Consider the following 24,416-nt stretch of genomic DNA (forward strand, 5'->3'; position numbering starts at 1 on the left):
TATGAAATCGAAAGAGTTCGCCGCACAAACCATTCGGACGTTACGGCAGCCGATCGAGTCGCACCGGCGCAGTGTGCTCGGCGTGCTGGCGCTCGCGGTGCTGCTGGCCGTCCTGGCCGCCGCGCTGGGGTTCAACGCGCTCGGCGTCGGCCGGGTCTCCTACGAGGTGGAATTCGCCCAGGCGGCGGGCATCCGCCCGGGCGACTCGGTCACCATCGCCGGTGTGCCGGTCGGGGTCGTCGAGGCGCAACGACTGGCCGGCGACCACGTGGTGGTCACGCTGGCGGTCGACGACAACGTGGCGCTCGGGGCGGAGACCGGCGCCGCGATCAAGCTGACCACCTTGCTCGGCGCCCGTTACGTGGAGCTGCGGCCCGCCGGGCAGGGCGTACTGCCGGGACGACGGATAGCGCTGCGCCACACCGCCGTTCCCTATGACCTGCAGCAGGCCCTGGAGAACGCCACGGTCACCTTCGAGCAGATCGACGCGCAGCAGATCAGCAAGTCGCTCGACAGTCTCGCCACCCAGTTGGACGGGGTGCCCGCGGTGCTGCCCGGACTGCTGGAGAACATGCGCGCGCTTGCCACGATCATCGGCGATCGCCGCGGCGAGCTGGGCGCGCTGCTGGCGGGGACGCAGCGGTTGACCACGGTGGTCACCGAGCAGCGCGCCGACCTGGCCGCGATCACGGCGCAGGGCCGCGACCTGCTCGGCGAGATCGTCGCCCGCCGCGATGCGATCGAGCGGCTGATGGACGGCACCCGCCGCCTCGCCGACCAGCTGCGCGTGCTGGTCGTCGACGACCGGCCGAAGCTCGAGGAACTGATCACCGGCTTGAACGGACTGCTCGGCAGCTTGGCCCGCAACGACCAACTGCTGCGGAGCACCTTGGAAATCCTGCCCGTCCCGGTGCGCAACTTCGCCAACGCCTCCGGCACCGCGAACGAAGTCGACTTCACCGCGCCGGCAGGCCCGCTGATCGACTCCTGGATGTGCGCCATCAGCAGCCGTGCCCCCGGAATCGACCTCCCGCCCTATTTCGAGGACTGCCGATGAGAGCGCTATCAGTCTTGGTCCGGTTCGGCGCGGTGCTGCTGGTCGTCGCGTCGGCCGGATGTGCCGGTGACGCGGCGGGCGACACCGGCACGACCGTGACCGCCGCGTTCGACAACGGGGCCGGCCTGTACGTCGGCAACGCGGTGGCCGTACTCGGCATGGCGGTCGGTGAGGTCACCGCGGTGCATCCGCACGGCTCGCACGTCGAGGTAACCATGCGGATCGACGCCGACGTCGACATCCCGGCCGACGCGAAGGCCGTCACGTTGTCGACCTCGGTCCTCACCGACCGCCACGTCGAGTTCACGCCGGCCTACCAGGGCGGCCCCACCCTGGCCGACGGCGCTCGGATCGGACTCGATCGCACCAGGACGCCGGTCGAGTTCGACCGCCTGCTGGGGGCCGCCGACCGAATGGGCGGTCGATTGCAGGGCGCACGGCCCGGTGAGGGTCCGATCGCCGAGCTGCTGGGCGTGTCCGCGGCGATCACTACCGGCAGCGGCCCGCAACTGCGCCGGACCATGGACGAACTGGCCGACGCGGTGCGCCTGGGTGACGACGGCGGCGCGCAGGTCCGCGACGCGATCACCGGGATCGTGGACCAACTGGCCGTCCTGGCGCGCGCCGCCGCCGACAACGAAGGTGTGATCCGTGAATTCGGCGGCGCCACCGCACAATTGGGCGATGCGCTGGCCGATCTGAACATCGGCGCGGGGGAGACGGGCGCGCAGATCAACCAGATCCTGCTGCAAGCGAACGATCTGCTCACACACAACGCGGACAGCATCCGGTCCACGGTGGCCGACGCGAACACCGTGACGCGCGCGCTCGCCGACTACCGGCGTGAGCTGGCCGAGTTCATCGACGTGACGCCGCTGCTGCTGAACAACGCGTACAACGCGGTCGATTTCCCGTATCGCGGGGTGCGGGTGCACGCACTGCTGGACAAGGTGTTCTTCGACGGTCAGCTCGTCAAAGAGGTGTGCAACATCTTGGGCTTGCGCCAACTCGGCTGTGCGACCGGAACTTTGCAGGACTTCGGTCCGGACTTCGGGATCACCGACATGCTCGACGCGATGTCGAGGTTGCCGCGATGACGAACTGGAGATTCGGGATGCGCGCCGCGGCACTCGGCGCGGTGCTGGCGACGACGGCGTGCTCGGTGGGGCTGGAGGACCTCCCGTTGCCCGCGCCCGGCGTCGGCGGCGCGAAGTACACCGTCCACGCCGACTTCGCCAACGCGCTGAACCTGCCCGCCAAGGCGAAAGTCCGGCTCTCCGGGGCAGATGTCGGCGAGGTGACCGGCATGGCGGTGCGCGACTTCACCGCCGTCGTCACGATGGGCATCGACCACGGCGTGGTCCTGCCGCTCGGGACGCGCGCGGAGCTGCGCACCGCCACCCCGCTCGGCGATGTCTTCGTCTCGCTGACGCCGCCGCCGGACGCCACACCCGCGACCCCCGCCCTGCGTGACGGGGACAGCATCCCCCGGGATGCCACGGCTGCCGCCGCGACCATCGAGGAGTTGCTGACCACAGCCGCGCTGCTGGTGAACGGTGGCGCGATCCGCAATCTCACCACTCTCGTCAACGGACTCGGGCAAGCGGTCGGCGACCGCGGCGAGCGGGTCGGCGCCTTGATCGAGCAGTCCACCCGAGTGGTGCGGGCGCTGGCCGCCCGCTCGGAGGACATCCGCACCACCCTCGCCCAGATCGACGAGCTCACCCGGCAGGTGCACGCCCAGCGTCGCACCATCGACGACGTGGTCTTCGCGGCGGGCCCGGCGCTGACCACGCTGCAGGACAACGCGCGGCAAGCGCTGGCACTGGTCCGGCGGGTGGATCAGATCAGCGGCCAGCTGGAGAAGCTGCCCGGGCTGAACGGCGCCGCCACCACCGGCATGGTCGCCGACATCAACCGGATCGCCGCGGAACTGAACGCCGCCGCGACCGACCCGAACGCGAGCGTGGCGGCGATGAACGCGATGCTCGGACCGGTCATCGCCGTGACCAGCAGCACCTCGGCGAGCGTCGACGCCGACATGCGGGATCTGGCGCTCGGCGTCCTGCCGGACCCGAACCATCCCGGTGATCCGGCCAGCCGCCTGCCGGACGCGCGGGATTGGGAAGCGTTCGTGGGCACCCTCACCTACACACTGCTGAAGCTCCAGCAACGGGTGACGGGAACCGGCCGATGAGCACACCGGCCCGGCTGCGCGCGGCGGCGCTGGACCTTCCGGCGCGCGTGCTGGTGACGGTCGTGCGCGCGGGACGATCCAGGCGCTCGGGCCTTTCCGCGGGCGCGCTGGTGCTCACCCTGGCGGTGGGCGTCGGCTATCTGGTGTTCGGCGCGCTCGGCGTGGATCCGGCGGCAGCGACGATCACGGTGCGGGTGCACCTCGCCGACTCCGGCGGACTGCTGGCCGGTCGGCAGGTGACCTTGCGCGGAGTACCGATCGGCCGGGTCGAATCGGTGGAGCTGACCGGCACCGGGCTGGTCGCGGTCGCCGCCGTGGACGCGGACATCCGGGTGCCCGCCGACGGGGAGGTGCGCGTGGCGAGCCTGTCCCTGGCCGGCGAGCAATACCTGGACTTCCGCCCCACCCGTGATGGCGGGCCGTACCTCACCGACGGCGCGGAGATCGCCGTCGAGGCCACCACGACGCCGACGCCGCTGTGGAAGACGCTCTCCGAACTGGATTCGGCACTGGCCCAAGTGGATCCCGCCCAGCTGGCGGCCATCGTGGACGAGCTCGGCGTGAGCCCGGCGGGGCCTGGCAAGCTCGCCGAAATCCTCGACGGCGGCGTATTCCTGGTCTCCACACTGGATTCGGTGCTCCCGCAGACGGTGAGCCTGCTGCGGGACAGCCGGTCGGTGCTCGCGACCATCCGTGATTTCGGGCCGGGTCTGATCGAGTTCGCGGGCAACACGAATGCCTTGCTGAGCGGCGTCGAGAAGAAGTCCGGTGGTTACGCCGAATTGCTCGGCGCCGCACCGGGAACCCTGCGTGCGCTCGACGCGGTGCTCGCGGAGAATTCGGGCGCGGGCGCCGCGCTGCTGGAGAACTCGGCGGTGGTGGCGGACACGACATCCAAGCGAGTGCCCGCTCTCCAGGAGTTCTTCTTCCCGACCGAGCGCGCCGGTTCCACGCTGGACGCGATAGGCGTGGCGTTCCACGACGGCGGCGTCTGGGGACTGGTGAATCTGTACCCGCGCCGCAGCTGTGATTACGACCTGCCGCGCCGCCCGCCGTCCTTGCCGGACTTCCCGGAGCCCTATCTGTACACGTCGTGTCCCGACCACGATCCCTCGGTGCTGATCCGCGGCGCGCGCAATGCGCCACGTCCAGCGGGAGAGGAGATCCCGGACGGCCCGCCGCCGGGCGTGCGTGCCGACCGGCAGGCCACCCCCACCCCGATCGGGCCGCTGTCGCTTCCACTCACGTTCGCGGGACCGCCGCTGCCGCCCCCGCCGCCCGCGCCGCGGCGATGACCGGCCGCGGCCACGGCCGGCCTGACAGTGCACACCCACCACAAGCGAGGAGTCATCATGAGCCACAGTGATACCGCGACCTCGGTAGCGACCGAGCAGAAGCTGTCGACCGCCCCGGACGAGGCCGAGGAGCCGGCCGAGGAGAAGGCCGCGGTGACGGATTCGGCTCCGGCCGAGCAGCCCGCCGACGGCGACGCCGCCGAACGGGAGCCGAGGGCGGCCGCGCGACCGGGCCTGCTGTCGCGCGTGACCCCGCTGATCCGGCGAGCTCTGCTGCCCGTCACCGCGGCCGTCGCGGTCGCCGCCATAGCGGCGGCGGCCGTCCTGGGCTGGCAGCTGAAGAAGGAACGCGACGTGGACGCCGCGGCGGCGGCCGGGCTTTCCGCGGCCCGCTCGTATGCCATGACGCTGACCAGCGTGGACTCGGGCACCCTCGACCGTGATTTCGCCGCCGTACTGGACGGCGCGACGGGCGAGTTCCGGGATATGTACACCCGCTCCAGCGGCCAGTTGCGCCAGCTGCTGCTGGAGAACAAGGCGACCGGTAAGGGAACGGTGCTCGACGCCGCGGTCAAGTCGGCGACGGAGACGAAAGTCGAGGTCCTGCTGTTCATCGATCAGACGGTGACCAATTCCGCCTCGGCGGATCCGCGAGTGGATCGCAGCCGGGTCGAGATGACCATGGAACTCGTCGGAGGCCGCTGGCTGGCGAGCCGGGTCTACCTGCCCTGATCCCCGCTCCACCGCGCGAGTGAATCTCTTCGCGGCCGCGTGAGAATGATCTTCGCCTCAGAAGAGAATAATGTTATCCTTTCGCTAAGTAGCTTCTATCACTCAGGAGTGCTCTCGATGACTGACTTCGATTCGGTCGACTACTTCACCGATCCGGCCGTCGTACCGGATCCGCATCCGTACTTCGATCACCTGCGGGCCAAGTGCCCGGTGACGCGGGAATCGCGGTACGGGGTGTACGCGGTGACCGGATACGAGGAGTCGACGGAGGTGCTGAAGAACTCGGAGGTCTTCTCCTCCGCGATCGCCGTGGGAGGTCCGTTCCCGCCGTTGCCGTTCGAAGTCCAGGGCGACGACCTCACCGAATTGCTCGAACAGCACCGCAGCCAGTTGCCGATGTTCGAGCACATGGTGACGATGGATCCGCCGCAGCACACCTACGCGCGGTCGTTGCTGAACCGGTTGCTGACGCCGGCGCGGCTGAAGGAGAACGAGGACTTCATGTGGCGGTTGGCCGACCGCCAGCTCGACGAATTCCTGGAGCGCGGGCGGTGTGAATTCCTCGCCGAATACGCCAAGCCGTTCTCGTTGCTGGTCGTGGCCGACATGCTGGGCGTGCCGGAGGAGGACCACGAGGACTTCCGCATCGCCTTGGGCGCCGAGCGTCCGGGGTCGCGGGTCGGCGCGCTGGACAAAGAGGTCGTGTCGAGCAATCCGCTGGAGTGGCTGGACGAGAAATTCGGTGCATACATCAGCGATCGGCGGCGCGAGCCGCGCGACGACGTCCTGACGTCGCTGGCGCTGGCGAAGTACCCGGACGGCTCCACACCCGAGGTCATCGATGTGGTGCGCTCGGCGACCTTCTTGTTCGCCGCCGGGCAGGAGACCACCGCGAAGTTGCTTGGAGCGTCCCTGCGGGTGCTGGGCGACCATCCCGAGGTGCAGGAGCGGCTGCGCGCGGATCGCAGCCTGATTCCGGTGTTCATCGAGGAGTCGCTGCGGATGGATTCGCCGGTCAAGAGCGGTTTCCGCCTGGCGAAGCGCGCGACGACCATCGGCGATGTCGACATCCCGGTGGGCTCGACGGTGATGTTCTGCCCCGGCGCGGCCAACCGGGACCCGCGGCGGTTCGAGAATCCGCACGAATTCCGTTTGGACCGGCCGAATTTCCGCGAACACATGGCCTTCGGGCGCGGGGTGCACTCCTGCCCCGGCGGCCCGCTGGCTCGGGTCGAAGGGCGCGTGTCGATCGAACGCATCCTGGACCGGATGCTGGACATCACCATCGACGAGGAACGCCATGGCCCGGCGGGGGAGCGGCGCTACAGCTACGAGCCTACCTACATCCTGCGCGGGCTCACCGACCTGCACATCACCTTCACGCCCAACTCCTGAGCAGGGGTGACTCCCCGCTCTCGGGCGATCTCACGAACCAGCCGTTTCGGCGGAACAACGAATAGAGGTAACCATGACCGGACGGGTCGAAGGAAAGGTCGCGTTCATCACCGGTGCTGCGCGTGGCCAAGGCCGCAGCCACGCGGTGCGGCTGGCGCAGGAAGGCGCCGACATCATCGCCGTCGACGTGTGCGAGCAGCTCGACAACGTGCCCTTCCCGATGTCCACCCCCGAGGATCTGGCGACCACCGCCGATTTGGTAAAAGCCGAAGGCAGGCGGGTGTTCACCGCCGAGGTGGACGTGCGCGACTTCGCCGCGCTGAAGACCGCCGTCGACAGCGGCGTCGAGCAGCTCGGACGGCTGGACGTCATCGTCGCGAACGCGGGTATCGGCAACGAGGGCGGGCAATTGCTCGACCTCGAGGAGAACCTGTGGGACGACATGATCGACGTCAACCTGGGCGGCGTGTGGAAGACCGTGAAAGCCGGTGCGCCGCATCTGATCGCGGGCGGCCGTGGCGGCTCGATCGTGCTCACCAGCTCCGTGGGCGGCCTCAAGGCGTACCCGAACGTGGGTCACTACGTCGCCGCGAAGCACGGCGTCGTCGGTCTCATGCGAACCTTCGCCGTGGAACTCGGCCACCACTCGATCCGGGTCAACTCGGTGCATCCGACGCACGTGAATACGCCGATGGTGATGAACGAGGGCACCTTCAAGCTGTTCCGCCCCGATCTGGAGAATCCGGGCCCCGCCGATCTCGAGCCGATCTGCCGGATGTTCCACACGTTGCCGATCCCGTGGGTGGAGCCGGTCGACATCAGCAACGCGGTGCTCTATCTCGCTTCGGACGAGTCCCGTTTCGTCACCGGTGTTCCGTTGCCGATCGACGCGGGCAGCATGCTCAAGTGAAAGGCGGCTGCCCGTCACACGGCTACGCCCGGGGGTGAGAACGGTTTGCGACACGGCCTCTTCGCCCTGCCTCGGCGACTTCGCCGAACCGCGTCAGGTCGCCGACCTGGCTCGATGCGCGGAGGAGGCCGGGTGGTCGCGCGCCGCCGCCCCGGCACGCTGGCACGGCAGACGACCTCGCTGGACCGGCTCTCCCGCGGCCGCCTGGTGTTCGGCGCCGGACTCGGCTTCACTCTCGAGGCCGGGTACGGCACCTGGGGCGAACCGGCCGAGCCCGTGGGGTCGCCGAGCGGTTGGACGACGGGTCGGCGTGCGACGTCGTCATCACCAGCCGGACGCCCGCCGACCGCCCCGAGGCGGCCTGTGCCACGGTCGAAGCCATCGCGGCGGCGGGGGCGACCTGGTGGCTGGAAGGCTTCATCCCGGAAGGAACCAGATGACCCATACCCGGCCCGGGGCCGGCCCGGGCGAAGACGCGACGAACGCCATCGAGGACACGGGCGCGCCCGGCGAGTCTTCGGTGACGCGGATGCTCGAGATCTTCGATGTCGTTCCCGTCGACGTGAACACCTTCACCGGCGCCAGTGACGGCGGATCGCGCAAGGTGGTCGACGGCACCCAGCTCCTCGCGCAATCCCTCGTCGCGGTCGCGAAACGGTTGCCCGGCAGATCGATCCGGTCGGCGCACGCCATCTTCACCCGTGTCGTCGATCCGGACGAGCCCCTCGAGTTCGTGGTCGACGTGACCCATGAGGGACGTTCGATGGCCGCGGCGGCGGTGGCGGTGCAGCAGAACGGTCGCCGCTGCGCGTCGGTCGCCGTCCTGGCCGATACTCCGGCAGCCGACGTCATCCGGCATCACGCGCCACGCCCGCGAGTCGCCGGGCCGGAGGAGGCGATCGTGGCCGAGATGCCGATGGCGGGCCGCGAGCTGCGGATCGTCGGCGTCGCCGATGTGAACGACCCCGTGGAGGTCGGCCCGCCCGAGTTGTCCGCCTGGCTGCGCTACGAGCCGATTCCGGTCCGCGACGACCTCGCCAAGGCCCTGCTCGCTCACTTCACCGGTCACCTCTCGGTCTCGGCGACCATGCGCGCGCACGCGGGGGTTGGCACCAGCCAGGCGCACCACACCATCTCGACCGCGGTCATGACCGTGACGGTGAGTTTCCACGAGCCGGTCGGGTGGGACGGCTGGCTGCTGTACTCCCACGAGAGCACGCAGGTCGGCGGGGGCATGTCGTATGTCCGCGGCCAGGTGCACACCGAGGACGGTCGCTTGATCGCCTCGTTCACGCAGGAGGCGATGATCCGCCCGCTGCGCCGGGAACACGCCGCGATCCCGGCGGCCGCGCGGCTGTGACCGGTCGGGCTTCGGAAAGGAATCGTCGGATGGATGAACAGCGGACCGCCGCGGAGGTCGAACACTCCGGTTTCGCGGACAGACCCGACTATCGCGTCGACATCCACTGCCGCCGCAACCTCGTCACGGCCCGGCTCGGCGACCGGCTCGTCGCCGAGACGACGCGGCCCCTGCTCGTCGACGAGCAGGACCACGGTCTGGTGTTCTATTTCCCCCGTGAGGACGTGCGGGTCGCGCTCCGGCGCGACGACGCGCGCAGCAGCCGATGCCCGTTCAAAGGGCAGGCGACCTACTGGCGTTTCGACGGCGATGGCGACACCGCCGTGTGCTGGAGCTACGACGACCCGATCGGCCAAGTGGCGCGCCTGCACGGGCACGTCGCCTTCTATCAGGACCGGGTGCAGGTCTGCGTCGGTGTGGCGACTCCGGCGGTCCTGGGAGTGTCCGCCCCGGCCTGAGCGCGCCACGGGTCCGGTGCCCAGGACAGTATGAGAGCAAAGTTCTCGAATTTGAGAATTCGACTTCGTGATGGCGCTGTCGCCTTCTATGCTGAGCGCGTGTCAAACACACCTGCGTACAGGGTCGTTCAATGGACCACGGGGAATGTCGGTAAGAGTTCGGTGCGGGCCATCGCGGCCAATCCGCTGTTCGAACTCGTCGGCTGCTACGCCTGGTCGCCGGACAAGGTGGGGCGCGATGCCGGCGAGTTGTGCGGTATCGAGCCCCTGGGAGTCACGGCCACCGACGACATCGAGGCGCTGCTGGCGCTGAAGCCGGATTGCGTGGTCTACAACCCCATGTGGATCGACGTGGACGAACTGGTCCGCATCCTGTCGGCGGGGGTCGATGTTGTCGCGACCGCTTCGTTCATCACCGGCCACAACCAGGGAGACGGCCGCGACCGGATCGCCGAGGCATGCCGCCGCGGCGGTTCCACCATGTTCGGTTCCGGCATCAGCCCGGGGTACATCAACCTGTTGGCAGTGGTGGCCGCGGGCATCTGCGACCGGGTCGACAAGGTGACCATCGACGAGGCCGCCGACACCACGTTCTACGACTCGCCGGAAACCGAGAAGCCGGTGGGGTTCGGCAGGCCGATCGACGATCCCGCCCTGCCCGCGATGACCGCGCACGGCACCGGCGTGTTCGGTGAGGCCGTACGACTGATCGGCGACGCTCTCGGTGTCGAACTCGACGAAGTGCGCTGTGACGCGCAGTACGCGCAGACCACCGCCGATCTCGATCTGGGGTCCTGGACGATCCCGGCGGGCTGTGTCGCCGGCGTCCACGCCAGCTGGAAAGGGCGAGCGGGCGAGCGGACCCTTGTCGAGATCAACGTCCGCTGGCGCAAGGGGCAGACGCTCGAGCCCGATTGGCGGATCGAGCAGGACGGGTGGGTGCTGCGAGTCGACGGCCGTCCGACGGTGCAGAACGTCGTCAGCTTTCTGCCGCCCCCGGATTTCCAGGCCGAGACGATCGCCGATTTCATGACCCTCGGGCACATCATGACCGCCATGCCGGTCATCAACGCCGTTCCCGCCGTTGTCGCCGCCGCCCCGGGCATCGTGACCTACAACGACTTGGCGCTCATCCTGCCTCGCGGCGTGGTGCCGCAGGGCTGAGGCCGTTCACCTGCCGAAAAGGTGGCCAGCGTGGTGAGGCGATTGTCGTTGCCGGTGTCGCGCACTTCGGCCCGGCCGAGTCCCTCGTGCAACCGCGCGTCGGCGACCACCGGGCCCACCCGGGCGCCGAGCACGTAGCGCAGCCCGAGGAAACCAAGGCTGTCGCCGGGGGCGAGCGAGAGCACCGCCTCCTCCGCGGCCAAAGCGAGCAGGCCACCGTTGATGGTGTCGGAGGCATTGAGCCCCTCGGTCGACCGCGGCAGTACCACCGTTCCGGGGGCGACCCGCAGGCAGCCGGCGCGCTCGGCCAACGGCATCGGCAGCCGCTCCGCCGTGGGCGGCAGTTCGACGCTCAGCCGCGGCGGCAGCTGCACGCCCGGATCAGGCGCCACCATGAAGGAAGCGGCCCCGAGGGCGATCGGCTCGGCGTCGACGCTGAATCCGAACTCCGCCACGAAGACCGAGCGACCCGCCTCACGAACCCAAGTTCCCCCAGAATGCGGCCGCGTTCTTCCAGGCTGCTCGTTACGGCTTCCTCCTGCTCGGCGCCACGGCTCGAGCTAGCGTGGCGTAGGACGGTGGATAATCTAATTCTCTGATGCGAGAATAAAGATCTCGGACATAGCATGTCCCGGTGGGCCGTCGAGGGTGTCGCGGGAGGCGATGACGGCATACGGCTCGGCGCAGCCGAGGGAGCGCGGTGCCGAAAGCCGGAGTTATGCCGGTTGAGGACTGGCGTCCGCGGCCAGCGCCTCGCGGTTGACCGCGAACACCGGAAATCTGTCCCCGCGGGAACGTGCCCGGAACCGCACACGGACCGGCCCGGTGGAAGAGGGCGGCAGTTCGCCATGGATCGTCGTGTACAACCACGGACCTTCATCGAGTTCCACGATGGCGATCGTGGAGCGCTCGACCTCGGCGCGTGGATTCGCGGCGCACTGTAACACCCGCCACGACACGACCGATCCGGTGCCGGAGCACGGAACCCAGGCCAGATCAGCGGATCGGCAGGACGAACACGCGTCGAACAGGGGCGCCAGCAGGTGGCCGCAACATTCGCAACGCCTGATCATCAGCGTTGCCTCTCGTCGAGCGGAGGGAGAGTCACCGACGTTTCCGGTGTGCTTCGGATCGCGCTGGTACATAGAGCCTCGAAATCATCGTGCAGATGTCACCGACCATGTCAGCCTCTCGTAGGCGTGGTTCACCGCACGACGGCCGATCGGCCGGGGGTATACCTATTTTTCGCTGCCCCGGCCTCTGATCGTCACCGCGGTCGAGTGTGGCAAGTCGCGACGACCAGCAGGTCGGCGCCCGGAAACACCCCGGAGATCAGGTCGAGGGTGGTGGCGATGCGGGCGAGCAGCACCGGGTGCCGGAAGTTGTTGCACAGCACCAGGGCGCCGACCCGCAGAGTCGTGGTATCGGCGAGCAGCGCGGTAGCGGTTGTCCACGCCTCGAGCGCGGATGGTCGGAGAGCCCCGGCGCGTAGGCCTGCCCGCAGGCCGCGCACATCGTGATCCACGCGGTCGTCGCGCCGCTGCCGGCGGCGTCATGATGGTCCCGATCATCGAGACCGCGGCCGGGCCTCCGGAAGCAGCGGACGCACCGCCGTGGCTTCGGGGCCGCGCTTGCGCATGGTGGCGGTGAAGAGGACGGGCTGGCCGGCGTACAACGACTTGTATCCGGTCGTCTCGATACTGGTGTACTCGACGAAAACCTGCATGGGATCGTCGGCGGGCTGAAGGAATCCGAAGCCCTTCTCGATGTTGAACCAGACCACCGTGCCGCGGCGCCAGAAATCCGCCGCGGGCCGGTGGTGGGGAAGGCCGGTCACGAAAGGATGGTCCGGGTCACGCGGCGTCGGGCAACGGATCGGCGTGCATGATCCGCTGCCACCAGGCGTCCAGCGGGCTGGGGTCGGGCCAGACGACCGCGGCTTCGGGGGAAACCTCGGTTCCGGACTCGGCCGTTGCGAGCAGCGGGTCGTGCCGTTCGGTCGATATCATGATCGGGTGCTCCATCAGGTGTTCCGTTCGCAAGGATAACCTCTGTGCGGTAACGCCTTTCGCGTTCCCGGCCGGGTGCGGGCCCGGGATCCCGGACCCGCTTCTCCGCGGCAGGCTCAGACGTCGATCGCCTTGTGCCCGTTGCCGCGACCGATCTCGATCTTGCGCGGCTTGGCCTTCTCCGCGACCGGAATCGTCAGCCGCAGTACGCCGTCGGTGTATTCGGCGCGAATCTTGTCGGTGTCGAGGTTCTCGCCCAGGAACAGTTGACGGCTGAACACGCCGCGGGCACGTTCAGCGGCGATCATCTCACGGCCCGAGTCGAGTTCGGGACGGCGGGCGCGCACCGTCACCACATTGCGCTCGATATCCAGGTCCAGGGATTCGGGGTCGATGCCGGGCAGGTCGAACTCGACGACGAACTCCTCGCCCGCGCGCCAGGCATCCATCGGCATCGCCGCTGGATGCGCCTTCGTGCCGAACACCTGCTGCGTCAGACGGTCCAGATCGCGGAACGGATCGGTGCGCATCAGCATGGTCGCCACCTCCACTCACTCCATTCTCCGTAGTAGGGGCCAGATAACCTCTGCTACCTGACATAGATTTTTTATAGCAGGGAGAGAAGTTGAGCGCAAGGCGCTAAACTAGCAAATCTGTTGGGCAACTCGAAGTGAGGATGGATGACGCGGGAGAGGGGCGACTCGGGGCATCTGCCGGATCCGGGCCAAGCGGTGTACGGGATCTCGGTCGCTGCCAGCCTGGCCGGAATCGGCGTGCAGACGCTCAGGCTGTACGAGCGTCACGGGTTGCTGACTCCAGCGCGCAGCGACGGGGGCACCCGCCGCTACAGCGGCAACGACCTCGCCCGGTTGCGGCGGATCACCGACTTGGTCGCCACGGGCGTGAACCTGGCCGGGATCCGCCGCATTCTCGACCTCGAGGACGCGAACGCCGACCTGCACGCGGACAACGACCGGCTGCACGCCGACAACGTCCGGTTGCGGGACGCGCGGGACAACGCGCCCGGCCCGGCATAGGCGCGGAAGCTATTCCGAGAAGTAGGTGCGCAGATCGACCACCGTGCCGGAATCGCCGGTGGTCACGGTGACGTCCGGAATGAGCGCGCGGATCAGCGGCATGCCGCGCCCGCGCAGCGGATCCGCCTGGGGATCGGGTTGTTTCCATCGGCCGCTGTCGGCGATGGTCACCCGGAGTTCGTCGCCCTCGATCGATGCGCGCAAGCGGACCACGCCGCCGTCGCCGTGATGGCCGTGTTCGACGGCGTTGGTACACGCTTCACCGACGGCCAGCAGCACGTCGTAGGCCGGTGCGGCCGCCATCCCGCACTTGGTGAGCCATTCCTGGAGGGTATGCCGGACGGTCGCCAAGTGCACCGCCTCGGCAGCGAAATCCAACTCCAGCGGCGTCACGGCGTTGGGTAGCGGGACCCGCTCGCCCGCGCTCACGGGCGCGCACCCGCCGACGGGATCGGAGTGCGTCTGTCGCGGTCCGGTCGTCCCGTCGTCGTGCCGTGCCAAGGGCGTCGATGCGCCGTCACCTCGTTACCTCCCTGTCGGGGATCGGTGCGCTGTACCCGTCACGCCGAGCACGTGGACCGTCATCGGGCTCGGCGGCCGTGTTCGCCGTACGTGTGCCATGCTCCCCGAGGCTATACCCAGTTGATCATTCGCCATTCATCCCGGGTGGCGGCCCAGAGAATCCGGCCCCCGGCCATCGTGCGGCATCCGTAAAACGCTGTGCCACAGCCCGGCAAAGCCGGCGGGGTATCGAGGGGGAACGCCGCTACGGGTTTTGGCGCGGCAGCCGGACGACCTGGACGAAGAAGTCGTCGATCTGCTTGATGGCGGCCACGAACTGATCGAGGTCGACCGGCTTGGTGACGTACGCGTTCGCGTGCAGCCGGTAGCTGCGCAGGATGTCCTCTTCGGCCGCGGAGGTGGTCAGCACGACCACCGGAATGTGCGCCAGATCGGGGTCGGCTTTGATTTTCTCCAGCACCTGCCTGCCGTCGTATTTGGGCAGGTTCAGGTCGAGCAGGATCAGGTCCGGCCGCGGCGCGTCCGGGTACCGGCCCTGGCGGTAGAGGAACTCGAGCGCCTCCTCGCCGTCTCTGGCGACATGCAGGGTGTTACCGATCTTGTTGTCCTCGAAGGCCTCTCGCGTCATCAGCTCGTCGCCGGGATCGTCCTCGACGAGCAGGATGTCGATCGGCTGGCCGGGGGAGGTCATACGGTGGCTCCTTCGGGGGCGGGAATGTCGGCGGTGCGAGCGGCGGTGTCGGCGTCGGCGGTGCGCAGCGTGAAGCGGAAGCGGGTGCCGGTGGAGTAATCGGTATCGATCCAGATCCGGCCGCCGTGATATTCCACGATCTTCTTGCACAAAGCCAGCCCGATGCCGGTTCCGCTGTACTCCTCACGATTGTGCAGCCGCTGGAAGATGACGAACACCTTCTCGGCGAATTCGGGTGCGATCCCGATGCCGTTGTCGGAGACCGACAGCAGCCAGCCGCTGCCGTCCTCGCCCGGCTCGCAGGTGATCTCGATGTCCGGGGAGTGATCTGGCTCACGGAACTTGATGGCGTTGCCGATCAGGTTCTGCCACAGCATCGTCAGCAGCGTCGGATCGCCGATGATCTCGGGCATCTCCTCCGGGCGCCGGATCCGGGTGTGGGTGTCATCGATGGCTGCCGAGAGATTGGTCAGCGCCTTGTCCAGGGACTGGCCGAGGCCGGTGGGCTCGGTGCGGTCGGTGATGCGACCCACCCGGGAGAAGGTGAGCAGGTCGTTGATGAGCACCTGCATCCGCTTGGCGCCGTCGACGGCGAAGTCGATGTACTGCTTACCGCGCTCGTCGAGTTTGTCGCCGTAGCGCTTCTCCAGCAGCTGGCAGAACGACGCCACCTTGCGCAGCGGCTCCTGCAGATCGTGTGAGGCGACGTAAGCGAATTGCTCCAGCTCCGCGTTGGATCGGCGCAGTTCCACGGCTTGCAGGTCGAGATCGGTCTTCTGCCCGGCGAGCACGGCTTCCTGAGCGCGCGAGGATTCCAGCTCGGCGACGATACGGCGGCGCATGCTCTCCACAGCCTGCGCGACGGTCGCCAAGTCGGCCGGACCGCGCACGTCGATGTGATGATCGAAGTCGCCGCCCGCCACCCGCAGCGACGCGTCCGTCAAGGAGCCGAGGGGACGGGCGATCAAGCGCCGGACCAACACGGTCAGCAACACACCGGTCAGCAGGAACGCGATGACCATTCCGGCCAGCACGGCGTCCCGGACGGTACGGGTGTGCGCGAGCTCCTCTTCGTCGTCCGCGATGGCCGCCTCGAGACCGTTGTTCTGGGTCTCGAAGCGCGTCCGCAGTTCGTCGAACAGCGGCTTACCGCGGCTCGGTGTGGAAGGCTCGAGGCCGCGGGTCGCCCCGGAGGTCAATCCCGCTACCAGCGGCTCGGCGTACTCGGCGCGCCAACGCTGCGCGGACTGCTCCACCGCGTCGAGCTCGTCGAGCAACGGTTGGCGGTCGGCCAGCAGCTCCCGCAAGCGGGCGACCGACTGCGCCTCGTCGCGGGTGCCGTCCCGGTAGGGCTGCAGGAACTGCGGGTCGCCGGTGATGCCGTAGCCACGCAGGCCGGTCTCCTGGTCTACCAGGGCACTCTGCAACTTGTAGGCCTCGGCCGCCGCGGGCAACGACTTGTCGAGCAACCGATCGGCCCCCCGGTTGGTCTGTGCGATCACCTGGGCGCCTGCCACGGTGCCGATGATCACCACCAACACCATCGATGCGAGCACCAGCTGAAACCAGGCCTGGGCGGTCAATCGCGTGCTCAGGGGCGGCCGCCCGGTCTTCGTCGTCATCGGTTCTGGTCCTGTCCTCGCCCGTCGCCGTGCCATCCCAGATACAGGATGGCGACATCGTCGTCCAAACCGCCCGACGCCCCCGCCAGTGCCTCGACGCGGCCGATCAGCTCGTCGACGAACCAGTCGGGATCCGCGGCCCGGACGGCGCGGGCGACCTCCATCAGTCCTTCCTCGCCGAGACGTTCCTGGTCGGTCCCGACCCTGCCCTCGAACAGTCCGTCCGTGAACACCATCAGCCCGGAGCCCAGCGGCAGGTCCACATCGTGCACGGGCCACTCGGCGCGACCGGGCAGGAAGCCGAGGGCAGGCCCGCCGGGCACCTCGACCCAGGTCAATCCCGACGCCGAGCGCTGCAACATCCCCGGGTGCCCGGCCCGCAGCACCTGAGCACGGCGCTCACCCGGATGCAACATCAGGCTGGTCACCGTCGCGAAGGTCTGCCTGCCGGTGCGTTCGGCCAGCAGGACCTGTTCGAGCAACCGCAACTGCCGCGCCCCGGTCACCCCGCTCAGCACCAGCGTCCGCCACGCCAGGCGCAACGCCACACCGGTCGCCGCCTCGTCCGGACCGTGCCCGGACACGTCACCGATGACGGCGTGCACCGTGCCGTCCGAGTCCTGCACCACGTCGTAGAAATCGCCGCCGAGCAGAGCGTGGGCCCGGCCGGGACGGTAGCGCGCTACCACGTCGACGACCCGCTTCCCGCGCAGCAGCGGAGTGGGCAGCAGGCCGCGTTCCAGCCGCGCGTTCTCCTGCGCGCGCATATTGATCGCCTGCAAGGCCGCGCTGGTGCGCTCGGCTTGTTTGCGCTGGATCGCATAACGCACAGCACGCCCGAACAGCTCGGGCTCGACCCGACCTTTGACCAGGTAGTCCTGGGCTCCCGCCGCGACCGCGGCCAAACCGGTCTGCTCCTGATCCAGGCCGGTCATCACCACGATCGCGACCTGGTCGGTGTGCCGGCGGATACGTTCTACCGCCTCGAGCCCTTGGGCATCGGGCAGATGCAGGTCCAGCAGCACACAGTCGGGCTCGGCGGTGGCCAGATGTTCGGCGGCCTCCGCCAGCGACCGGACCCAGTGCAACTGCAACCCGGGCGCGCCGTCCACGACCAGTTCCTCCACCAGCAGCGCGTCCCCCGGATCGTCCTCGATCAGCAGCACAGAAGGTTGCTGCCACGGCCAATCCGCGTCCACGATCAGCTCGGGATCGTCGTCTGTCCCGTCACGCCGCACGGACACCACCGGTCGCGGGTCCGATTGTGGCAGAACGAATGACAGCACGATTGCCGTCGTCGGCGAACACCGACAACCCGGCCTCCGATCACCATGGGGCGGCACCAGCGCACGCCGACTGTCTCCGCGGCCGTTTGCTGGACCGAGAAACAGTCAAGATCGTATCCGATCCGACATCCGACCGAGACATGGCCGTGCCGACCTGCGCGGATGGAGTAGCTGCCGACTGGATGGCGCGGGCGATCAGACCGTGGTGCCGGTGAGCCGCGCGGTGTCCCGCTCGGCCTCCCGGACCGCGCCACAGCGGCGCGGGGAACGGAGTTCCGCCAAGCTGCGGGCGACGACCGTGGCATGAACCGCGATGACGGCAAGGGAGGCCGAGCCGATCACAGCAAGAAGCACAACCACGACAGATACCGGTCCTTTCGGGTGCGAGCGGGCCGTTTGCCCGCTCGATCGGGTGCCGAGTTCGCGTCGCCGACCCCGGCGGGCGCGCGCTCCGCCTCCAACGTGCCCCGGCTGCTCCGGGCCAAACCCATCGATTCGTGCGGCGCGGACGGGGCGTGCGGTCACGCGAGGACGACCTCGGCCGTCGCGCGACCGAAGATCTTGCGTCCGTCGTGCTCGGCGGTGATCGCGATGGTGGCGGTACGGGTGTCCGTGTCCAGGTGTTTCACCCGGCCCGCGAACTCGATCCGGCCGCCGGTCACGCCGACGTGGACGGGATTGGTCAGGCGCACGTTGTAGGAGCGCAGCGCGCCGGGATCGCCCAGCCAGGAGGTGAGCAAGTCCACACTGAGACCGATGGTGAACATGCCCTGCGCGACGACGGTCTCCAGCCCCATCAGCGCGGCGGCCGGGGTGCTCCAATGGATGGGATTCGGATCTCCCGCGACTCCGGCGTAGTTGACCAGATCGCCCCGGGTGACCGTGAGGGCGCGCGGCGGCAGCTCCGCCCCGAGGCTCACGGTGTCGAAGGGCCGGACATGGGGACCGGCCGGTGCGGGCGGCGTCCGGCGTACGGGCTCGCTGCCGTCCCCGACATATCGAGGGTGGGATGCGCGGCGCTGCTTCCGTGCTTCCGGGCGGGCGCCGTGCATCACGACCGCGTCGAACCACGTCGGGAGAGCCTCGTCGGCTCGCCCGACCAAACTGGTGCGGGACGTGACGACAGGCCGGTCGTCCTGATCCAGAATGGTCTGGCGCAGGCCGATGAGGTCGCCGCCGAACGCGTGCCGGAACGAGTCCAGGCACATCTCGAAGTCGATCCGGTCGCCGGCCTGGAGCGGGCGGTGGAATTCGATCATCTGATCGGTCTGGATGGTCCGGCTCAGGTCGTAGCCGGGCAGGATCGTCTCGAACGCTTCGGCGTAGGCGAGGTACCCCGGCACCGCGCCGAAGGTCGGGGGAGCGAGCAGGCGGTTGTAGCCGAGATCGGCCGCCGCCTCCTCCGACCGATGCGCGGGGTGGTGGTTGCGCACCGCGCGGGCGTACTCACGGATCTTCTCGCGCCCGACTTCGTAGTAATCGCTGCTGCGATACCGGCGCCCGACCATCGAGGCGGGAAGCGCGGCATCGGTCACGTCGTTCGCACCGGATGGGGCAGGGAGTCTGGACATCGCGGGGGAATCTACCCAACGCGCGGCGGAATTCCGGTCAGCCCGCATCGCACGCCGTTTCGCGGCAGGCGACGTCCGCGAACCAGGTCGCGTCGGCCGCCGCTCAGCAGAGATTCCGCTCGGCGGCCACCACCACGGCTGCGGCCTCGCGCACCGATTGGTGGCGCTCACCTGCACCACGCCGCCGCCGTCGGGCGTTCCGGCCGCAGGCTCCCGGCATGCCGCGTATCCGAGGTCCAGCAGTGCCGCGGCCATGCCGCCGCCCCGCGGTCCGCACCCCGAGCCGTCCACCAGGCCAGTGCGCCGAAGAGCGTGGCACCGATCGTCGGCGGCCGATCCTCCGGCGGGGACGCGGTCGAACCGGTCGCCCTTCTCGCGCGCAGCCGCCCCGGTCGGCGGCGGTTTGAGCAGCGGACCCCTGGGAAGTCGATCGACAGGACCGACGGGATGGGGTCGGCAATCGGCCCCGTCGTGGCCGCGCTCCTCGGCAGGCAGGTCGGTTGTAACGCCGATCGGAGAGCTTCCGGCCGAACCGCCGCAGCCACTTCGCGGCCGGGTATCGCGATCTCGTGCCCCTCGTCCCGACGGTTCCGTCGCCGGCCCTCCGCCCGCGGCTTGTAGGAGAGGAGAGAGATGTCTGTTCCGAACCACACCACCGACGACGCCGGTATCCCGGTTCCCAGCGACGAGCACTCGCTGACCGTCGGGCCGGATGGACCGATCCTGCTGCAGGACTGGTATCTGATCGAGAAGATGGCGGTGTTCAACCGGGAACGCGTGCCCGAACGCCAGCCCCACGCGAAGGGCGGCGGTGCTTTCGGCGTCTTCGAGGTCACCAACGACGTGAGCGCCTACACCATGGCCGACGTCTTCCAGCCGGGGAAGAAGACGGAGATGCTGGCCCGCTTCTCCACCGTCGCCGGCGAGCGTGGCAGCCCCGACACCTGGCGGGATCCGCGTGGGTTCGCCCTGAAGTTCTATACCGAGCAGGGCAACTTCGACATGGTCGCCAACAACACACCGATCTTCTTCGTTCGCGATCCGATGAAGTTCCAGGACTTCATCCGTTCCCAGAAGCGCCGCGCCGACAACAATCTGCGCGACCACGACATGCAATGGGACTTCTGGACGCTGTCACCGGAATCCGCGCACCAGGTGACCTGGCTGATGGGCGATCGTGGCATTCCGCGCACGTGGCGGCACATGAACGGTTACTCCAGCCACACCTATATGTGGGTGAACGCCTCGGGCGAACGGTTCTGGGTCAAGTACCACTTCAAGTCCGATCAAGGCATCGAGTTCTTCACCCAGGACGAAGGTGATCAGATGGCGGCGATGGACACCGACTATCACACCCGCGACCTGTGGGAATCGATCGAAGGCGGCGACTTCCCGAGCTGGACGCTGAAGATGCAGATCATGCCGTTCGACGAGGCGAGGCACTACCGGTTCAACCCCTTCGATCTCACCAAGGTGTGGCCGCACGGCGACTATCCGCTGATCGACGTCGGCAAGATGACCCTCGACCGCAATCCGGTGGATTACCACACCGAGATCGAACAGGCGGCATTCGAGCCGAGCAATTCGGTGCCCGGCACCGGCCCCAGCCCGGACAAGATGCTGATGGCTCGCTGGTTCTCCTACCCCGACGCACACCGGTACCGCATCGGCGTCAACTACAAAGAGTTGCCGGTCAATACGCCGCACGCCACCACTGTCCGGTCGTACAGCAAGGATGGCGCGCTGCGCCACCACAACCCCGGCGACCCGGTCTACGTGCCGAATTCCAAAGGCGGCCCGCATGCCGATCCCGCGGCCGCGGGTCCGCCGGCGACCTGGCACACCGACGGCGAACTCGTGCGCTCGGCCTACACGTTGCACCGGGACGACGACGATTGGGGTCAGGCCGGAACCTTGGTCCGTGATGTGCTCGACGACGCGGCTCGCCAGCGGCTGGTCGACAACATCGTCGGACACTTGCTGAACGGTGTCACCGCGCCGGTGCTCGAACGCGCCTTCGAGTACTGGCGCAATGTCGACAAGAACCTCGGCGACCGGGTCGAGGCCGGGGTGCGCGCGAAGCAGGACGAACGCGATCCCAAGGCGGCCGGCCAAGCCAACCCGGCCCGCTCGTCGGCGCAGGTCAAAGCCTGACGGATGCCGTCGGCGGCCGGTTCACGAACCGGCCGCTTCGGCCCGCGCTACGTTATCGGTTCGTAATACGGTTCGGGAGTGTCCGGGGCGCGCACTTCGATCGAGTGCGGGAGCATGAGTCCGGATCCAGTGGACCGCAAGCACCGTGGTGTTTCGAATCAATTCGAGGCTCGGTGACGTCCCCGTGGCGTCGGATGGGTCGTACCGGGCCCGGCCGACGTAGATCGGAGGACCGCAGCATGGCGTTCGAGGCCGATGTTCGACCTGCTCGACCTGTTCGACGCCCGTCACGTCGTTCGTGGCAGGTCATGACAGCCGGGATTGCCGCCGCCACCGCAGTACTCGCCGCCGCGCCCGCCGCTGCGCAACCGTCCCTGCGCGGCGCACCCGACGTCCCGGTAGAAGTCCCCATTCCCGGTGGCTTTCGGGGTTTCCCCGAGATTCTGCGATTCACCCCACCCGCACCCCCGGTTCCCCAGATGCCGTTCGGTCGAGCGGTTCCCCACCGCGCATCGGCCGCTCGGACGGCGTAGTAACTCCCTCGCACGCGTTCATGTCGAGTCACCGACGTTCTGGGCATCCCGCCCCGCTGCAGCGTGGGTATCTCCCGCCTCGGCGGCCGGATCGCGAAGATCCGAGGCTGCTTTCTCTTTGGGAAAAGCGCGGAGTACGAGTCCGATCCCGCAGCTGACCACGATGGCGAACCCCGCCCATGCCGATCCCGAGACCACGGTGATGGGGCCCCGGTCGCCGAGATTCTGCGGCGAGACCATCGTCCAGTCGAAGGATTCGGTGCGAATGGGCGCCACGGTCGACGGCCGCCACAGGATGGCGATCGCGAGGATGCTGCCCGCCGTTCGGGGCTGGACGTAAGCGCAGCAGTACCCCGCGACGACGGCCAGCGCGGCCGTGGCGAGGTTGCGCATGTCACCGGCCGGAGCAATGGCGGCCAGCAACGCGACAGCGGCGAGCAATCCGGCGCCGACCAGCGGACTCGCCCAACGGATTCCGCCGAGGTAGCCCAGCAGGATCAGACCGAGCAGCACCGGCACGCTCCATGCCGGGCGCGGCCCGTTGCCCACCGCGCTGCCGGTGGCGCTGAGCGCGACCGCGAGAAAGATCGTGATCCCGTCCCGGCGCGGCAGCAGCCACGCGGCGACGGTCGTGGCCAGCACGGTGCACACGGCCGTCACGATGAGCCCGATGCTGCCGTCGCCGTGGCGGAAGCGCCACTCCGCGACGGCCAATTCGGTCATCACCAGCACGATCGCGGCGACGACGGGGCTGAGTGGCAACTCCGGGTAGATGGGTTCCGGCGTGAACCGCTGCCGGGTGGCCAGCTGGCACGCCAGGATGAGCACGGCGACCGCCGCGAGCAACCAGAGCGGCTGCGTTCCGAACACCGACCACACGCGCGGTTCGGACGTCGCCCGGTGCGGATTGCCCAGCAGTCCCGACGCCTGCGAGAGCGTGATCACCACGAAGCAGCCGGCGCCGCCCACGACGAACCCCATCCCGGGTACGCGGCGGCCGAGCACCGCCACTCCCGTCGCGCCGAGCAGGATTCCGCTGCTGATCGCGTCGAGGTATGCGGTGGTCGTCAGGATGTCGGGCGAAGAGCTGTGCGCTTCGACGGTGTGCGTGATGAACAGCAGCAGCGTCCCCGCCAGCGCGATCCACCACGCGGTGCGCGGCCGGGCCAGGCTGACCGCGACCACCGCCGTCACCGCAGCGACCAACACCCCGATCGCCGCCTCGCGCGGCACGCTGAGGACCAGCCGGTTCACCTGGTAAGGCGTGCAACGGCAGGTCCGCCCGAAGCTGAGCGGCACGACCAGCAGCAGCCCGGCCACCGCCGTGGCCAGGAACGCCGTGACGCCTTCGAGCATCTCACTCCGTCGCACCACTCCACAGGCGTACCCAGTGAAGTCGAACCGAACATCCCCGCCCGGCCCGCCTTCGAAACTGGTATTACCAGCACCTGGATACCTGTGGCACGGTACGGGAGGATCTCAGGATGACCGATGTTGTCGACGTCCAGGCGGTCCGCAAGGCCCGGCGTGCCGAACTCGGGGCTTTCCTGAAGTCCCGTCGAGCCCGGATCTCGCCCGAGGACGTAGGACTACCGCCTGGACCGCGCAGACGTACCCCGGGCCTTCGCCGGGAAGAAGTGGCTCAATTGGCCGGGATAGGGATCACGTGGTACACGTGGCTTGAACAAGGGCGCGAAATCAATGTCAGCGTGCAAGTTTTGAATGCGGTGGCGCGGACGTTGTCGTTGGATGCGGCGGAGAAGGCGCATTTGTATCGGTTGGCGGATGTGCCGACGGTGCCTTCGGTGTCTTCGGGGTCGGCGTTGCCGGAGGAGTTGCAGGTGATCTTGGATCATTTGGAGCCGTTGCCGGGTGTGGTGTTGAGTGCGCGGTATGACGTGTTGGCGCACAATTCGTCGTATGAGGCGTTGTGTCCTGGGTTTCTGTCGGGGGAGCGGAATGTGGCGCGTCGGGTGTTCTTGACGCCGGAGTGCTGTAACGCGTATCGGCATAATTGGGATGATTTGCGGCGGATGGTGGGGTATTTGCGGGGTGCGTATGCGAAGAATCTGGGGGATCCGCAGTGGGAGGGGTTCATTGCGGAGTTGTGTGCTGAGAGTGAGAGTTTCGCGTCGTTGTGGGCGTTGAATGATGTGGCGGTGCCGGCGAGTAGGACGAAGTCGGTGCGGAATTTGGCGGTGGGGGAGTTGGAGATGTTTTTGACGAGTATGTCGTTGCCGTCGGTGCCGCATGCGTGGATGCAGGTGTATACGCCGGTCGATGAGGTGGCGTGGGGGAAGTTGCGGGAGTTGTTGGCGATGAGTCCGGAGCAGCGGGGGCGTCCGTGGGCGGAGCATCGGGAGCAGTTTCACGCTGCGGCGGGCTGAGTAGCAGGCTCGTGGAGCCCGCTCGAGCCGGAGCCC

Annotated in this window: 26 protein-coding genes and 1 pseudogene; 14 read left to right on the top strand and 13 right to left on the bottom strand. The window is 68.4% G+C overall.

Going from position 1 to position 24,416, the window contains the following annotated elements; translation table 11 throughout:
- Position 1 precedes the first annotated feature (1 nt).
- From ACZ6DL_RS06755 to ACZ6DL_RS06805, 11 genes are all read left to right on the top strand, one after another.
- Positions 2 to 1,057, top strand: a complete 1,056-nt coding sequence (locus tag ACZ6DL_RS06755; protein WP_466049455.1) for an MCE family protein — start codon at positions 2 to 4, stop codon at positions 1,055 to 1,057.
- Entirely contained in the window at positions 1,054 to 2,154 is a 1,101-nt protein-coding gene (locus ACZ6DL_RS06760; RefSeq protein ID WP_466049456.1) for an MCE family protein, read from the top strand. Before ACZ6DL_RS06755 ends, ACZ6DL_RS06760 begins: the two co-directional genes overlap by 4 nt.
- Positions 2,151 to 3,254, top strand: a complete 1,104-nt coding sequence (locus ACZ6DL_RS06765; RefSeq protein WP_466049458.1) for an MlaD family protein — start codon at positions 2,151 to 2,153, stop codon at positions 3,252 to 3,254. The genes ACZ6DL_RS06760 and ACZ6DL_RS06765 overlap by 4 nt, the downstream gene beginning before the upstream one ends.
- Entirely contained in the window at positions 3,251 to 4,549 is a 1,299-nt protein-coding gene (locus ACZ6DL_RS06770) for an MlaD family protein (RefSeq protein WP_466049460.1), read from the top strand. The genes ACZ6DL_RS06765 and ACZ6DL_RS06770 overlap by 4 nt, the downstream gene beginning before the upstream one ends.
- A gap of 57 nt (positions 4,550 to 4,606) precedes the next feature.
- A complete protein-coding gene (locus tag ACZ6DL_RS06775; protein ID WP_466049462.1) occupies positions 4,607 to 5,281 on the top strand; it encodes a hypothetical protein in 675 nt (224 codons plus the stop codon).
- Positions 5,282 to 5,398: 117 nt separating this feature from the next.
- Positions 5,399 to 6,676, top strand: coding sequence for a cytochrome P450 (locus ACZ6DL_RS06780; protein ID WP_391463696.1), 1,278 nt, complete (start codon positions 5,399 to 5,401; stop codon positions 6,674 to 6,676).
- A gap of 73 nt (positions 6,677 to 6,749) precedes the next feature.
- The gene (locus ACZ6DL_RS06785; protein WP_466049464.1) at positions 6,750 to 7,586 is read left to right on the top strand and encodes a mycofactocin-coupled SDR family oxidoreductase; all 837 of its coding nucleotides are present in this window, start codon (positions 6,750 to 6,752) and stop codon (positions 7,584 to 7,586) included.
- Positions 7,587 to 7,879: 293 nt separating this feature from the next.
- Positions 7,880 to 8,026, top strand: coding sequence for a hypothetical protein (locus ACZ6DL_RS06790; RefSeq protein WP_466049466.1), 147 nt, complete (start codon positions 7,880 to 7,882; stop codon positions 8,024 to 8,026).
- 89 nt (positions 8,027 to 8,115) lie between these two features.
- Positions 8,116 to 8,946, top strand: a complete 831-nt coding sequence (locus ACZ6DL_RS06795) for an acyl-CoA thioesterase (protein ID WP_466049590.1) — start codon at positions 8,116 to 8,118, stop codon at positions 8,944 to 8,946.
- A gap of 29 nt (positions 8,947 to 8,975) precedes the next feature.
- Positions 8,976 to 9,404, top strand: coding sequence for a DUF427 domain-containing protein (locus tag ACZ6DL_RS06800; protein ID WP_466049467.1), 429 nt, complete (start codon positions 8,976 to 8,978; stop codon positions 9,402 to 9,404).
- A 99-nt stretch (positions 9,405 to 9,503) separates the two neighbouring features.
- Entirely contained in the window at positions 9,504 to 10,568 is a 1,065-nt protein-coding gene (locus ACZ6DL_RS06805) for an NAD(P)H-dependent amine dehydrogenase family protein (RefSeq protein WP_466049469.1), read from the top strand.
- On the opposite strand, the gene ACZ6DL_RS06810 is transcribed toward ACZ6DL_RS06805, so the two are convergent.
- The 6 genes and pseudogenes from ACZ6DL_RS06810 to ACZ6DL_RS06835 all read right to left on the bottom strand — a co-directional run bounded on the left by ACZ6DL_RS06810 (position 10,517) and on the right by ACZ6DL_RS06835 (position 13,113).
- The gene (locus ACZ6DL_RS06810; protein ID WP_466049471.1) at positions 10,517 to 11,023 is read right to left on the bottom strand and encodes a hotdog family protein; all 507 of its coding nucleotides are present in this window, start codon (positions 11,021 to 11,023) and stop codon (positions 10,517 to 10,519) included. The two genes, ACZ6DL_RS06805 and ACZ6DL_RS06810, sit on opposite strands and share 52 nt — an antisense overlap.
- Positions 11,024 to 11,284: 261 nt before the next feature.
- Complete coding sequence (locus tag ACZ6DL_RS06815; protein WP_466049472.1) at positions 11,285 to 11,713, bottom strand: Zn-ribbon domain-containing OB-fold protein; 429 nt, start codon at positions 11,711 to 11,713, stop codon at positions 11,285 to 11,287.
- A 182-nt stretch (positions 11,714 to 11,895) separates the two neighbouring features.
- Positions 11,896 to 12,059: pseudogene (locus ACZ6DL_RS06820) on the bottom strand (LLM class flavin-dependent oxidoreductase); the annotation flags it as partial.
- A 76-nt stretch (positions 12,060 to 12,135) separates the two neighbouring features.
- Positions 12,136 to 12,405 (bottom strand): cold-shock protein, encoded by a 270-nt coding sequence (locus ACZ6DL_RS06825; protein WP_466049473.1) that lies wholly within the window; start codon positions 12,403 to 12,405, stop codon positions 12,136 to 12,138.
- A gap of 16 nt (positions 12,406 to 12,421) precedes the next feature.
- Positions 12,422 to 12,577 (bottom strand): hypothetical protein, encoded by a 156-nt coding sequence (locus ACZ6DL_RS06830; protein ID WP_466049475.1) that lies wholly within the window; start codon positions 12,575 to 12,577, stop codon positions 12,422 to 12,424.
- Between the two features lie 116 nt (positions 12,578 to 12,693).
- Entirely contained in the window at positions 12,694 to 13,113 is a 420-nt protein-coding gene (locus ACZ6DL_RS06835; protein WP_466049592.1) for an Hsp20/alpha crystallin family protein, read from the bottom strand.
- A 144-nt stretch (positions 13,114 to 13,257) separates the two neighbouring features.
- On the opposite strand from ACZ6DL_RS06835, the gene ACZ6DL_RS06840 reads away from it, so the two are divergent.
- On the top strand, positions 13,258 to 13,614 hold the full coding sequence (locus ACZ6DL_RS06840; RefSeq protein ID WP_466049477.1) for a MerR family transcriptional regulator: 357 nt from the start codon (positions 13,258 to 13,260) through the stop codon (positions 13,612 to 13,614).
- 9 nt (positions 13,615 to 13,623) lie between these two features.
- Here the strand turns inward: ACZ6DL_RS06840 and ACZ6DL_RS06845 are convergent, their stop codons facing one another.
- The 6 genes from ACZ6DL_RS06845 to ACZ6DL_RS06870 all read right to left on the bottom strand — a co-directional run bounded on the left by ACZ6DL_RS06845 (position 13,624) and on the right by ACZ6DL_RS06870 (position 19,306).
- Positions 13,624 to 14,043 (bottom strand): ATP-binding protein, encoded by a 420-nt coding sequence (locus ACZ6DL_RS06845; RefSeq protein ID WP_466049479.1) that lies wholly within the window; start codon positions 14,041 to 14,043, stop codon positions 13,624 to 13,626.
- A gap of 337 nt (positions 14,044 to 14,380) precedes the next feature.
- Positions 14,381 to 14,827, bottom strand: a complete 447-nt coding sequence (locus ACZ6DL_RS06850; protein WP_062967578.1) for a response regulator — start codon at positions 14,825 to 14,827, stop codon at positions 14,381 to 14,383.
- On the bottom strand, positions 14,824 to 16,449 hold the full coding sequence (locus tag ACZ6DL_RS06855; protein ID WP_466049480.1) for a sensor histidine kinase: 1,626 nt from the start codon (positions 16,447 to 16,449) through the stop codon (positions 14,824 to 14,826). Before ACZ6DL_RS06855 ends, ACZ6DL_RS06850 begins: the two co-directional genes overlap by 4 nt.
- Positions 16,446 to 17,687 (bottom strand): PP2C family protein-serine/threonine phosphatase, encoded by a 1,242-nt coding sequence (locus ACZ6DL_RS06860; protein WP_466049482.1) that lies wholly within the window; start codon positions 17,685 to 17,687, stop codon positions 16,446 to 16,448. The genes ACZ6DL_RS06855 and ACZ6DL_RS06860 overlap by 4 nt, the downstream gene beginning before the upstream one ends.
- Positions 17,688 to 17,930: 243 nt before the next feature.
- A complete protein-coding gene (locus tag ACZ6DL_RS06865; protein WP_466049483.1) occupies positions 17,931 to 18,095 on the bottom strand; it encodes a hypothetical protein in 165 nt (54 codons plus the stop codon).
- 161 nt (positions 18,096 to 18,256) lie between these two features.
- Positions 18,257 to 19,306: a fused (3R)-hydroxyacyl-ACP dehydratase subunits HadA/HadB gene (locus tag ACZ6DL_RS06870; protein WP_466049485.1), complete on the bottom strand. Its 1,050-nt coding sequence runs from the start codon at positions 19,304 to 19,306 to the stop codon at positions 18,257 to 18,259.
- Positions 19,307 to 19,939: 633 nt separating this feature from the next.
- Between ACZ6DL_RS06870 and ACZ6DL_RS06875 the strand changes: the two genes are divergently transcribed.
- A complete protein-coding gene (locus ACZ6DL_RS06875) occupies positions 19,940 to 21,460 on the top strand; it encodes a catalase (RefSeq protein ID WP_466049486.1) in 1,521 nt (506 codons plus the stop codon).
- Positions 21,461 to 22,011: 551 nt separating this feature from the next.
- On the opposite strand, the gene ACZ6DL_RS06880 is transcribed toward ACZ6DL_RS06875, so the two are convergent.
- A complete protein-coding gene (locus tag ACZ6DL_RS06880; protein WP_466049488.1) occupies positions 22,012 to 23,367 on the bottom strand; it encodes a hypothetical protein in 1,356 nt (451 codons plus the stop codon).
- A 110-nt stretch (positions 23,368 to 23,477) separates the two neighbouring features.
- Between ACZ6DL_RS06880 and ACZ6DL_RS06885 the strand changes: the two genes are divergently transcribed.
- Complete coding sequence (locus ACZ6DL_RS06885) at positions 23,478 to 24,380, top strand: helix-turn-helix transcriptional regulator (protein ID WP_466049489.1); 903 nt, start codon at positions 23,478 to 23,480, stop codon at positions 24,378 to 24,380.
- The last annotated feature ends 36 nt before the right edge of the window (positions 24,381 to 24,416 follow it).

This window comes from Nocardia sp. NPDC041819, assembly GCF_055590505.1.

What these genes read in the sequence shown, in the direction of transcription:
- ACZ6DL_RS06755 (WP_466049455.1), top strand. Translation starts at nt 2, where the DNA reads ATGAAATCGAAAGAGTTCGCCGCACAAACCATTCGGACGTTACGGCAG.
- ACZ6DL_RS06770 (WP_466049460.1), top strand. Translation starts at nt 3,251, where the DNA reads ATGAGCACACCGGCCCGGCTGCGCGCGGCGGCGCTGGACCTTCCGGCG.
- ACZ6DL_RS06840 (WP_466049477.1), top strand. Translation starts at nt 13,258, where the DNA reads ATGACGCGGGAGAGGGGCGACTCGGGGCATCTGCCGGATCCGGGCCAA.
- ACZ6DL_RS06850 (WP_062967578.1), bottom strand. Translation starts at nt 14,827, where the DNA reads ATGACCTCCCCCGGCCAGCCGATCGACATCCTGCTCGTCGAGGACGAT.
- ACZ6DL_RS06800 (WP_466049467.1), top strand. Translation starts at nt 8,976, where the DNA reads ATGGATGAACAGCGGACCGCCGCGGAGGTCGAACACTCCGGTTTCGCG.
- ACZ6DL_RS06855 (WP_466049480.1), bottom strand. Translation starts at nt 16,449, where the DNA reads ATGACGACGAAGACCGGGCGGCCGCCCCTGAGCACGCGATTGACCGCC.
- ACZ6DL_RS06830 (WP_466049475.1), bottom strand. Translation starts at nt 12,577, where the DNA reads ATGATATCGACCGAACGGCACGACCCGCTGCTCGCAACGGCCGAGTCC.
- ACZ6DL_RS06885 (WP_466049489.1), top strand. Translation starts at nt 23,478, where the DNA reads ATGACCGATGTTGTCGACGTCCAGGCGGTCCGCAAGGCCCGGCGTGCC.
- ACZ6DL_RS06765 (WP_466049458.1), top strand. Translation starts at nt 2,151, where the DNA reads ATGACGAACTGGAGATTCGGGATGCGCGCCGCGGCACTCGGCGCGGTG.
- ACZ6DL_RS06815 (WP_466049472.1), bottom strand. Translation starts at nt 11,713, where the DNA reads ATGTACCAGCGCGATCCGAAGCACACCGGAAACGTCGGTGACTCTCCC.
- ACZ6DL_RS06835 (WP_466049592.1), bottom strand. Translation starts at nt 13,113, where the DNA reads ATGCTGATGCGCACCGATCCGTTCCGCGATCTGGACCGTCTGACGCAG.
- ACZ6DL_RS06760 (WP_466049456.1), top strand. Translation starts at nt 1,054, where the DNA reads ATGAGAGCGCTATCAGTCTTGGTCCGGTTCGGCGCGGTGCTGCTGGTC.
- ACZ6DL_RS06780 (WP_391463696.1), top strand. Translation starts at nt 5,399, where the DNA reads ATGACTGACTTCGATTCGGTCGACTACTTCACCGATCCGGCCGTCGTA.
- ACZ6DL_RS06795 (WP_466049590.1), top strand. Translation starts at nt 8,116, where the DNA reads ATGCTCGAGATCTTCGATGTCGTTCCCGTCGACGTGAACACCTTCACC.
- ACZ6DL_RS06870 (WP_466049485.1), bottom strand. Translation starts at nt 19,306, where the DNA reads ATGTCCAGACTCCCTGCCCCATCCGGTGCGAACGACGTGACCGATGCC.
- ACZ6DL_RS06875 (WP_466049486.1), top strand. Translation starts at nt 19,940, where the DNA reads ATGTCTGTTCCGAACCACACCACCGACGACGCCGGTATCCCGGTTCCC.
- ACZ6DL_RS06775 (WP_466049462.1), top strand. Translation starts at nt 4,607, where the DNA reads ATGAGCCACAGTGATACCGCGACCTCGGTAGCGACCGAGCAGAAGCTG.
- ACZ6DL_RS06785 (WP_466049464.1), top strand. Translation starts at nt 6,750, where the DNA reads ATGACCGGACGGGTCGAAGGAAAGGTCGCGTTCATCACCGGTGCTGCG.